The following is an 11,110-nucleotide window of genomic DNA, read 5'->3' on the forward strand; positions in this document are numbered from 1 at the left end:
AACTTTAGCAGAATCCCATCAAAAAAGAGGGCTAACTGCCCCCTTTCACTGACGATTGGTATTAGTTGAATTCAATATAATTCCATTGAAGTTATTGCGCCGCTTCGCCAACCTGATTGACGTGGACTGATACGGTTAATTTCTCGCCCTCTCCTCCCCGTCGCACTCCCCTGACCGGTGCCGCATCGTGATAATCCAGACCTATGGCAACTCTTACATACATTTCATTGACACAGACATTATTGGACACATCAAATCCTACCCATCCCAAGTCTGGCACAAAAGCTTCTGCCCAGGCATGTGATGCTTCACTTTCCTCTCCGGTATCGCTGTGTAATAAATATCCGGAAATATACCTGGCCGGGATGTCCAGATAGCGTGCAGCCGAAAGAAATACATGGGCATGATCCTGACAAACACCTGAAGCATTCTGGATGGCTTCTGCTGCTGTTGTATTAGCATGCGTTTGACCAGTTTGATAATCGATCGTACTGCGTATTGATCCCATTAAATAATGCAAACAATCCAGAATATTTTCAGTGCCTTGTTCGGCTTTTTCCGCTTGTTCTATTATTGCCTGATTAGCAATTGTTTGACTGGTCTCGCGTAAATAAAAAATTTCCGGAAAAAGTTCCAGTCCTCCACTGACTACACCGTTTGTATCGCTCGTTTCAATTTCTCCTTGAACCCGGATACAAATTGACTTGTGTGGCTTGCTGATAACCAGAGTATGTGTAAGATTTCCGAAACTGTCAGTGAATCCATCCAATATGTTATTTCCTTCCACGTGTATATTCCATGAAAGTATGCGTTGCCCATCAACAGGCTGAGGCGTTAAGCGCAAGCTCTGGATAGAATAATTTGCTTCTGTATCGTATTGATAACTGGTTGAATGGTCTATTTTGATCAGCACTGTCTACTCGATCAATCAGGAGTAAAAATGATAGTTATTGGAAATAGCATTATCAAGCAATTCATTTTGTGTCAGAAATTCATTTAGAAACTCATGTAATCCGTTTTGGAAAACATCGTCAATCTTTGCAAAATTGAGTTGCGAATACATTTTACCGGCTAAACGATGACAGTCATGTCGTTGGCCATCATGTTCATTCAATGACAATAGATCACGTTCGATACGGGACACACAATAAACCAGTGAGCGCGGCAACTGCTCTTTCAATATCAATAATTCGGCAACATTCCACGGTTTGATTGAATCCCGATACACCCAATGATAAGAACCGAGAGCGGTAACCGAGCGTAACAAGGTAACCCATTGTGTGTAATCCAGGGCACCGCCCAATTGTTCACCTGGCGGCAAAAGAATATGGTATTTAACGTCCAGTATGCGGGCAGTATTGTCTGCTCGTTCTATAAATGTCCCGATGTTGGTAAATGCAAATGAATTATCGCGCAACATGGTACCAAGTATTGCACCACGAAATAAATTGGTTCGTATTTTTACCCAATCAAGAAACTCCCACAAATTGTCCTGATTCAATGTTTCAAGCCATCTCGAATTAAATTCCAGCCAGGTGTCATTCAGACACTCCCACATGTCACTGGTCAGTGCAGTTCGAACGGTACGTCCGTTAGTTCGGGCAGCTTTAAAACAAGAATATATGGATGAAGGATTGTTTTCATCTAGGGCAATATAGGCAATAACGGATTCCAGATTTGCCTCACCATGCTTTGCCAATAATCCCTCGGCGCATGCCGCAGCAACGGCGGAGGATTTCCATTCGATCTTGGCGGGTCCGCTGCCTTCCCATTCCGGTATCTGACTTAAACGGAAACCAACTTCTATAATTCGTGACAAATTTTCCGCCCGTTCCATGTAACGGCCCATCCAGTACAAACAAGCTGCTGAGCGGCTAAGCATGCTTGTCTCCAATCACCCAGGTATCCTTGGTGCCACCGCCTTGTGAAGAATTCACAACCAAAGACCCTTGTTGTAATGCGACTCTGGTCAAGCCGCCAGGCACCAGTCGGATCTTGTCTGCTCCAACCAGGACATAAGGTCGTAAATCGACATGCCTTGGTGCATAGCCATCATTTACATAAGTCGGTGTTGTTGATAATGCCAGGGTTGGTTGCGCAATAAATTCTGAAGGATCCGATTTTATTCTTAAAGCATAATCCTTGCGCTCTTGCGGTGTTGCTTTAGGGCCGACCAACATGCCATAGCCACCTGAGCCGGCAACCTCTTTAACCACAAGCTCATCTAGATGTTCTAACACATATTTGCAATCATCTTTATTATCGCACCAGTAGGTCGGCACGTTTTTCAATATCGGTTCCTCGCCCAGGTAAAACCGGATCATTTCCGGCACATACATATAAATGGCCTTGTCATCTGCAATTCCACTGCCAACTGCATTGGCAATTGTGACACCACCAGTACGATAAACATTCATTAAACCGGGCAAGCCAAGAGTGCTATCAGCCCGAAATGATAATGGATCCAGAAAAGCGTCATCAATGCGTCGATAAATCACATCAACGCGTTTTGGACCGTATGTGGTTCGCATGTACACCGTATTATCCAGGACAAAAAGGTCTTGTCCTTCAACCAGTTCGACGCCCATTTTATCGGCCAAAAAAGAATGCTCGTAATATGCCGAGTTATACAAACCAGGTGACATAACTACAACAGTGGGATCACCCTCACAATTTTTGGGAGCTACAGATTTCAAACTTTCTCGCAAGTCGTCTGTATAGCGCTCAATCGGCGCGACACGATGTGAACTGAAAAGATCAGGGAACAAACGCATCATAACTTCGCGGTTTTGCAACATGTAAGAAACGCCCGATGGTGTACGCGTATTATCTTCCAGGACATAAAAATCATTAGGGCCGGTGCGAACCAGATCGATCCCGGCAATATGCGAGTACACATCACCCGCAACACTCACACCACGCATGATGGGTAAATAAGCCTTGTTGTGCAAGACCAGGCGCTCTGGAATTTTGCCTGCAGCGAGAATTTCACCATTATGATATACATCGTGTATAAACATATTCAGGGCCTTGACCCTTTGCTTTATTCCCTTGGATAAAAATTCCCATTCTTTTGTACGCAGAACGCGCGGAACAATATCGAAAGGTATTAATCTCTCTGGATCGCCTCCCTCTCCATACACTGCAAATGTAATGCCTATACGACGAAACAATACTTTTGCTTCTGCCTGACGTGCAGTAAGTAAATCCCTTGGCGCCTGTAGCATCCATTCTGCCAATCGCTCCATTCCCTGACGCGGATCGCCATTGGGACCAAGCATTTCATCAAAAAAATCTACGGACACGTTTTTGTTTTTTGTCATTGTATTTGAACATACAAAAAACCTATCATAACGTCAAATTACTTTACATAGCGTAGGATTTTCAAGATTTTATGGTTTTTTTATTGAGTCGAATTACAAATGCACCATAAATAAAATCGTGTGCCTCTTTTTGGGGCAGTTCACTATATATTTAGTTTACTCATGTCATTCAATAATCAAATACATAACCCAGTTTCATAAACAAGCCCCGCTCCTGAGTCTGCAATGATCGTTCAGTATTGGCATCATCGGATAAATCCGAATAACCGAGGAAGAAAACAGTGCGTGGATTAACTTTATACGAATATAACAATTGAGAATTCAGGCCTTTATTTCCAGTTTCTTCACCAAAATTTAGTCTATCTTGATCAATGGATTCTATATTTTCATACTGTAGTGTAAGTCTAAGAAAACTGCGGGTACTGAACTGATATTTTATTCTTGCATCGGTCAGATTTGCTGTTAGCTTTCTACCGCCATCAGAGTCCAGCCGATTATAAGTATGCTTTATGTTCAGGTTGAGATGCTTGTTCAAGTCAAAATTAATGAATGGTTGCAATCTGAAACTGTCGGCCAGTTTTGACTCTGAAAAATCAATTCGATCGCCAATATTGGTTTCAAATCCGATTACCAGGCCACCAATCGGCTTGATCTCGAAATATGCCCAGTTAAATTTTTCATAAAACAAAGTGTCTTCAAACAAGCGATCACGCGCCACCATGCCGGTACTGATGTAACTCTGCAATGGACCATTTATTTCAATGCGACCCTCCAGCTCTTTTTCTAACAGCCTGCCTTCATTATCATGGCTTATGTCCCAATCGCCACCAATCTCGATCCGGTTCCACCATTTATCTTCGCTGTACAATACCCGTCCGCCACCTATAGCGAACTGATCATTGTTAACCCGGGTTATAAAGCCTAGATCGGCACGGAAATCCTTGTCATAATCGCGATAGTTGGAAAATGCAAACCAGTCACGGGAGTTGTAACGGTAATTTAAACGATAAGCATGACCCGATTGTTTGGCTGCAAGTCCGAATTCATCTTGCATAGCAAGCGTATTATCGGTATTTGAATTTAAATAGATGGCCCGAAAAGTGTGTTTTTCCTTCCAACGATAAAACCCGTCCACTCCGGTAACAGTGTTATTGTAATCTCCGGAATCACGGTATGTTCCGATTAATCCAATATTCAGATCCGGATTGAAATCATATCGATAACGTCCTGCATAAACATCCGACTCTGCTCCCAAGGAAGTAAAACTGGATCCAAAAGTTCCCGGCAGAATAATATTGGTGATCTCGTCTTTAACCGCAAATGCTCCAAAGGTGTGACTGTTCTGACGGCCGGTTAACTTCAAGCCGTATTCAGGATCTGTGACATTGCGGGTATAAATTACATTCATGTGTGTATTGTAATAGTTCGAACCCTCCTGAAAGAAGGGCCTTTTTTCAGGGAAGAACAAAGCAAATGTTTCATTCACCGACAACTGCGCCGAATCCGACTCCACTTGGGAAAAATCCGGATTCAAAGTCCCATCAAGAGTTAACTCGGGGGTAATTCCCCAACGCACATTCAATCCGGGCTCGTAATCTGTGCTATTTGTGACTAACTCTCCAGCATCATTTCGCGACTCACTTTTACCAATGGTCAATACCGGATTCAGTTCAAGCTGATTACCTTGCTTCGCATTTTGAAAACCTTTGAGCTTATGAAACTGACACAATATGCAGTTACGATTTCGGTTGCGTGGACTGTTACGGTAAATACGGCGTTGATCTCGAGGGTGAACACGTAAAACCTCAATCCCCCAGGTTTTTACATCCGAACTGCTTTCAAAACGCAGATTACTGAACGGAATTTCCATTTCAATTGTGTATCCACCTTCATCGATCGAGCCTTGAGCATCCCAGATCGCATCCCATGAATCGTCGTCATCATCCGAACTTTCATCATATAAAAGATCCATTTGGGAACCGTATGGATTCACGAAAAATTCATAGGCCCGCTGCTCATCATTAAAAGTGTCCATTTGAATGCCCACGAAATCGTCCTGATAAGCGGAATCGCGATCCTTGATAAACGCCCTTAATTGCGACATATCCGAATCTTCCGCCCGAAAAGCCACATACAGGCTTTCACCATTTTCGTACAGATATGCTGTGGTCTTTTGTTTGGCCGGAGTGTTTTCATCGGGTGATGTTTCATAGATCAGATCGAGCTTTAATGCTTCTTGCCATTGCGGTTCATCCATCACTCCGTCAATTCGTGCAGCTTGAGAGATGCTCGGCAATTCATAATTTTTGATCTTATAAATAGAATCTTGTGCTGACAAACTTGAAATACTGGTTAAAAGTAGAACAATAAAGGTAACTACGTTTAAGACTAACTTTAAATGCATCAATTTTCCTTTATATAAAATAATTTACACTTTGCCCTATTGATCTAACAAATCAATCGGCTTTATTAGTGAGCTTCATTAGCAAACTCTCAACCTCAATGGCGTCAATGTTCTCGTCCTGGATCAGATTTTGCACCAAGGCCTGTGGCGAGCCATCGAAAAAACTGTTCATTAATTGTTTTAATGCGGAGGATCGCGCCGTACGACGATTAATGATCGGGGTATACACAAATGCCCGACCTTCCTTGTGGTGGTCAAGATAGCCCTTGCTTTCCAATATTCCCATCATGGTTTGCACTGTGTTGTAGGCGACCTCATCCTTCTCACGTAAACGAGTAGCAACCTGTCTAACCGATGCAGACTCAAGCTCCCACATGACTTCCATGATACGAAGCTCGCCATCGGTTAATGTTTTAGATGCTTTGCGTGCCATTTTCGTCACCCTTTTATCAACAATTATCGAAATCGGAAGATTTTAAGACTCAGTCTAAAAATCCTAGTTCTTTAGTCCTAAAATATTAGGTTTAAAATACGCCCAATTCTTGGCGCTGTCAACTAATTCTTTAGGAGTTAATTAGGGTTTTCTAATATTCAATCTACACAACGCCTAGCCGGCTGCTTTCCATAGCCATTTATTGCGTAATTGCTGGGCGCGCAATTCAGCGGTCTCATCGATTGCAAGTGTCCACTTTTGTTTAAGCGCTTGTTGTAAACCGATATTCAGTTTGAGCAGTTGACCTTGACGAAATGCCAGAACTTCGGCTTTGTCGCCTACCTGATATTGCTTAAACAAAGTTTGTAAAGACACCCGGTTGATGCGTTGACCATCAAACGCCACCAGTTCATCACCTGCTGCCAGCCCGGCTTGCTCTGCCGCACTGGCGCTGTACACCGTTTTTATAAAAATTTGTGGTCCACGCATTTCGACGTCACAACCAAAGTATGCGGTGAGTTTATTGTGTGAATCATCATGGCGGGATTCACTTTTGATTCCAATCCCTGATAACAAGGAAATTATTGCCTGATCGCCCTTGCCTCTGATCCAGTCATCAAAAAAACTTGTTAGATCCAGACCACTGAGTTCAGCACAGATTTGCTCAAATTTCCCTTCGGGTAAGCCAACGGCTTTTTTACCGTAATGCTCCCAAAGATAGCGCATAACGTCATCAAGACTCCGCTTGCCTTCGGTCTGGGTTTGCAAAGTGACATCCAGAGCAAGTGCGGCCAGAGATCCTTGCGCGTAATAACTCACTACGGTGTTGGGTGTGTTTTCATTCGGGCGATAAAATTTGATCCAGGTGTCAAAACTTGATTCGGCCAAACTTTGTTTTAAGCGTCCTGCCTGATTGCGTACCCGGTTGAGTGTATTACCAAGCAACTCCAGATAACTCTCAGACGTGATGACCCCGGAACGTACTAATGCAAGGTCATCATAATAGGAAGTAATGCCTTCAAAGATCCACAATTGGCGGGTATAGGCCTCACTCGCCAGATCGGTGTTTAGATAAGCCTCTGGCATGATGCGTTTTACATTCCACAAATGAAAATATTCGTGGCTACACAATCCGAGAAACCGGCGATATTCATTGCTGACTGTAAATTCTTGATTGCCGGAACCAGAGTGCGAATCTGCCTGTGGCAATTCATGTCGAGAGCACATTAAAGCCGTCGAATCCTTGTGCTCCAGACCCCCATAGATATTTTGGCCGACCAGGGTCATGAACAAATACCTGCTAACGGGTAATTCACCAAACATTTTTACATGCGTGGCACAAATCTTTTTCACATCCTGCGCGAGGCGATCCATATCCCCTTTATGTGAACCGGTGAAAACCATTTGATGTGGAATATTGTCGACCTTAAACCCAGTTTGAGTAAGATCACTGATCTCGACCGGATGATCGATCAGCTGCTTATAATTGTCCACTGCAAAATCACCAAAACCTTGCGCATCGACTTTGACAGCAGGATAGGTAGTTGCCACGCTCCACTGCTCGGCACAGCGGTGGGTAATTTTTTCGATCTGCAATGAACCCGGCTCGTTCTCTTGACCCACGACTTGCAAGAACACACTGCTGCCGTTGAAGAATGCCCGGGTGTTATCCAAATATGCACTACGCACCGAGCGGTCAAAAGCATAAACCTTGTACACAACGATCAATCCACCCGCTACCGGCTCGCATTGCCAGGTGGCTTTGTCGGTTTTAACGATCTTGACTGATTGACCGGCACTGCTCGCAGTAACGGTTTGCAAGTGTCGGGCGAATTCCCGTATCAGGTAGCTTCCCGGGATCCAGGTCGGTAAGCGCAACACTTGTCCATTCGGATCCGGACGCTCAATACGAATCTGTACATGAAAATAATGGGAATTGGGTTCGGGGACGGAAATTCGGTAATGTATTTGCGGGGTCATACTAATGTCCTGGATGCTTCTATTTTGTTAATGATTCTCTCATAAAAAAGCCAGTAAAAATTACTGGCTAAATTCTTGTTCACATTCAGCCATTTTCAGGCTCGTTTAATTTAAGCGTAAGGCATTTTGCAGAACCCCCGGCGCGCAGGAATTCGGATAAATTAACTTCGTGAACCGTGAAGCCATGCCCGGTAAGCTTATTGCGTAAATGACTGGAGGTTTTATTCATGATTATATGCTTCCCGATATTTACCGCATTACAGGAGAAGTGTCCCGCATCAGTGGTATCCACCACAATTCTTTTCTCGGGCGGCACTCTGCTTTCAATTGCCAGTAGCGAAACATAATCAAAGGCTGGCGGGTAATACATTAAATAGCCATCACTCAACGGGCACATGCATGTGTCGAGATGATAAAAGCGTTCATCGATCAATTTCAATGAAACAACTTCACGCTCAAAAAACTTTTCCAGTGCTTTATGCGCTTCCAGTTCCGAGCGCACCCCGAAGGCTGCCCAGACCCAGTCGCCGCCGCGATCCAGCAAACAATCTCCCGCGCCTTCGAATATGACACCTTCGGGCAAGTGATGTATTTCAAAACCAAGATCGCAAAATGCCGCATCGTAATAGGGCTCTTCGGCCTTGCGTTCGGTATTCATAAAAGTGCTGACAATTGCCCGGTTTTTATACACCACACCGGCATTCGCGGTAAAGATCAGGTCAGGCACACCTTTCACGGGCTGCATGGTTTCAAGTTCGGCAAATTGCCCGATGCAGCTCTTGAGCTTGTTCCATTGCTTTTTCACTTTATCCAGATTGAGCTGATATTCATTACCAGACATCCATGGATTGATCGTATAAATTACCTGAAAATGATCAGGTGGACACATTAGGATTTTTGTTTGTTTATCAGAGTTCATGGCTTACGTTTTTGGAGAGTCAAAATCTGGTACTGGATTTAATAGGGCAAAAATAACAAAACCCGAATACCTTTCGTTATTCGGGTTCGTGTATTTTAATGCATAGCTATACGTATCGCAGCACTATGTTACCTGGTATCAATCAAGCCATACCTTCGTTTAGCTTCAAAGTCAGGCATTTTGCCGACCCGCCGGCCTTCAAGAATTCTGATAAATCCACTTCATGTAGTTTAAAGCCATCACGCATAACACGTGCTTTTAGGTAATCCGATGCCTTGTTTACAATAATGTTGCGCCCAATATTCACAGCATTACAAGCAAAGTTACCCGCATCGGCGGTATCAACCACGATACGTTTGTGTGACGGTACCCGGCTTTCGATCGCCAGTCTGGAATCAAAATCAAAGGCCGGAGGGTGGTACATCAAATAACCATCGTATAAAGGGCACATGCAGGTATCGATGTGATAAAAACGTGCATCGACCAGTTTTACCGAAACTATTTCACGTTGGTAGAACTCTTTTAAATATTGGTGTGATTCCAGATCGGTCCGAAAGCCGTAACCTGACCATACCCAGTCACCACCTCGATGCATTAATGAATCGCCCGCGCCTTCAAATTTAATCTCCTCGGGCAGGTCAACGATATCAAATCCGAGCTTTCGAAATGCGGCCTCGTACAATGGCTCCTCGCCCTGACGTTCCGGATGCTTGAAACGACTGACCATGGCTTTGTTATCAACCACCACGCCGGCATTGGCGGTAAACACAATATCCGGCAATCCGTCTGCAGGTGGCATGACTTCAACATCGGCAAACTGTTCAATGGTTTGCTTGAGATTATTCCATTGCTGCTTGGCTAGCTCAACATCCAGGTTATTCTCATTACCGATCATCCAGGGATTAATCGCATAGTCCACTTCAAAAAAATCGGGCGGGCACATCAATATCTTGGTTTTGTTTTGCGACATAGGTCACCTCACTATTAAGTAAAAAAATAAATAATGAGGAAACTTTAGGCTGGCCTAACGAATGTGGCCCAGCGCCGTTGGATTCCAGTGGTTAAAGTAGATTTTGACCACACAGCAGGCCGCATTTTAAATGATTGGACGCCGGATGGTAAAGTGATTTTTTGTGTCAGTTAAATCACATACTAAATACCGATGCATGCAGCATAATCAAATCATTCATTTGCTGCGATGAAATAATTTAAACCCGAGTTGGTCTTCGGCATGTTTGAGCACCTTACTCACTGTGGGCTGTGACACATTGAGCGCTCTGGCGCCACCACTAACTGATCCCGTTAAATACACAGCATGAAATACTTCTATGTGTCTTAAGCGCATGACGGTTGCTTAGTTTGCATAATCCATATTGCCAAATTTTTTTATTTTTGACCCATTATGACCAAAACAAGGTCCCGAATATCAAATATCAGCGAAATACAAATTGTGACAAATAATAAACAGATCCAGATGAAATACGGGCTTTTAAATCGTTGCACAAAAGGTGTATCCGGCCACGTTCCGGTTGCACAAAATTCTCTAAGATAAATAATAAAAACCAATGGTGTCCAAACTAGTAAATGTGTAATTCCCATAAGGTGAATATTTCCGGTGAATTTCCATACACCAAAGCCCAACGGCATTGTCAGAACAAGTGCCAAGAACGCATATCGAGCTGTTTTATGTTTCCACACAAATATCAAACTCGCGATAAATACGATACCCATCCAGTTCATCCAGATCTTCACGGCATCAGATGTACCCGCTTCCATCGCTGCATTGAGTTCTTCCACATTACACCTCTGTATTTATGCTATTAATTACTGGTAATTTAAGCTTATCCATGAAAAGATACCGCAAAATCTCACAATACGATAGAGGAAAACGTCTTGTCTAACACATTAAAAGAATTCAAAGACTATCGCGCCAAAATGAATGAGCGTATTTTAAGTGAAGATAACCGTGTGATTAAGCGGGTATTTTCGGTTGATTCACTGGTGTATACCGCAGACAGTTCACTCTCAAAGTCCACCAAAGAATTGCTCGG

The 11,110-nt window shown here is 43.6% G+C and carries 11 protein-coding genes; 1 reads left to right on the plus strand and 10 read right to left on the minus strand.

Going from position 1 to position 11,110, the window contains the following annotated elements:
* Window positions 1-91: 91 nt before the first annotated feature.
* From HKN88_02935 to HKN88_02980, 10 genes are all read right to left on the minus strand, one after another.
* A complete protein-coding gene (locus HKN88_02935) occupies window positions 92-913 on the minus strand; it encodes a transglutaminase family protein (protein ID NNC97008.1) in 822 nt (273 codons plus the stop codon).
* 15 nt (window positions 914-928) lie between these two features.
* Window positions 929-1,882, minus strand: coding sequence for an alpha-E domain-containing protein (locus HKN88_02940; GenBank protein ID NNC97009.1), 954 nt, complete (start codon window positions 1,880-1,882; stop codon window positions 929-931).
* Window positions 1,875-3,281 (minus strand): circularly permuted type 2 ATP-grasp protein, encoded by a 1,407-nt coding sequence (locus HKN88_02945; GenBank protein NNC97010.1) that lies wholly within the window; start codon window positions 3,279-3,281, stop codon window positions 1,875-1,877. The genes HKN88_02940 and HKN88_02945 overlap by 8 nt, the downstream gene beginning before the upstream one ends.
* A 211-nt stretch (window positions 3,282-3,492) precedes the next feature.
* The gene (locus HKN88_02950; protein ID NNC97011.1) at window positions 3,493-5,727 is read right to left on the minus strand and encodes a carbohydrate binding family 9 domain-containing protein; all 2,235 of its coding nucleotides are present in this window, start codon (window positions 5,725-5,727) and stop codon (window positions 3,493-3,495) included.
* A 52-nt stretch (window positions 5,728-5,779) separates the two neighbouring features.
* Window positions 5,780-6,160, minus strand: a complete 381-nt coding sequence (locus tag HKN88_02955; protein ID NNC97012.1) for a BlaI/MecI/CopY family transcriptional regulator — start codon at window positions 6,158-6,160, stop codon at window positions 5,780-5,782.
* Window positions 6,161-6,334: 174 nt separating this feature from the next.
* The gene (locus HKN88_02960) at window positions 6,335-8,140 is read right to left on the minus strand and encodes a M61 family metallopeptidase (protein NNC97013.1); all 1,806 of its coding nucleotides are present in this window, start codon (window positions 8,138-8,140) and stop codon (window positions 6,335-6,337) included.
* A gap of 85 nt (window positions 8,141-8,225) precedes the next feature.
* Window positions 8,226-9,029 (minus strand): hypothetical protein, encoded by an 804-nt coding sequence (locus HKN88_02965; protein NNC97014.1) that lies wholly within the window; start codon window positions 9,027-9,029, stop codon window positions 8,226-8,228.
* Between the two features lie 172 nt (window positions 9,030-9,201).
* Window positions 9,202-10,029, minus strand: coding sequence for a hypothetical protein (locus HKN88_02970; protein ID NNC97015.1), 828 nt, complete (start codon window positions 10,027-10,029; stop codon window positions 9,202-9,204).
* Between the two features lie 216 nt (window positions 10,030-10,245).
* The gene (locus tag HKN88_02975; protein NNC97016.1) at window positions 10,246-10,404 is read right to left on the minus strand and encodes a LysR family transcriptional regulator; all 159 of its coding nucleotides are present in this window, start codon (window positions 10,402-10,404) and stop codon (window positions 10,246-10,248) included.
* A gap of 41 nt (window positions 10,405-10,445) precedes the next feature.
* On the minus strand, window positions 10,446-10,856 hold the full coding sequence (locus HKN88_02980; GenBank protein NNC97017.1) for a hypothetical protein: 411 nt from the start codon (window positions 10,854-10,856) through the stop codon (window positions 10,446-10,448).
* A 96-nt stretch (window positions 10,857-10,952) separates the two neighbouring features.
* Between HKN88_02980 and HKN88_02985 the strand changes: the two genes are divergently transcribed.
* Window positions 10,953-11,110 (plus strand): carboxymuconolactone decarboxylase family protein (locus tag HKN88_02985; GenBank protein NNC97018.1); only part of this gene is annotated, 158 nt, incomplete at its 3' end.

This window comes from Gammaproteobacteria bacterium (assembly GCA_013001575.1).
Taxonomy (GTDB): domain Bacteria; phylum Pseudomonadota; class Gammaproteobacteria; order Steroidobacterales; family JABDMI01; genus JABDMI01.

Coding starts and splice junctions, on each gene's coding strand:
- HKN88_02945 (NNC97010.1), bottom strand. CDS start 3,281: ATGCTTGGTCCCAATGGCGATCCGCGTCAGGGAATGGAGCGATTGGCA.
- HKN88_02975 (NNC97016.1), bottom strand. CDS start 10,404: ATGCGCTTAAGACACATAGAAGTATTTCATGCTGTGTATTTAACGGGA.
- HKN88_02950 (NNC97011.1), bottom strand. CDS start 5,727: ATGCATTTAAAGTTAGTCTTAAACGTAGTTACCTTTATTGTTCTACTT.
- HKN88_02970 (NNC97015.1), bottom strand. CDS start 10,029: ATGTCGCAAAACAAAACCAAGATATTGATGTGCCCGCCCGATTTTTTT.
- HKN88_02940 (NNC97009.1), bottom strand. CDS start 1,882: ATGCTTAGCCGCTCAGCAGCTTGTTTGTACTGGATGGGCCGTTACATG.
- HKN88_02955 (NNC97012.1), bottom strand. CDS start 6,160: ATGGCACGCAAAGCATCTAAAACATTAACCGATGGCGAGCTTCGTATC.
- HKN88_02965 (NNC97014.1), bottom strand. CDS start 9,029: ATGTGTCCACCTGATCATTTTCAGGTAATTTATACGATCAATCCATGG.
- HKN88_02960 (NNC97013.1), bottom strand. CDS start 8,140: ATGACCCCGCAAATACATTACCGAATTTCCGTCCCCGAACCCAATTCC.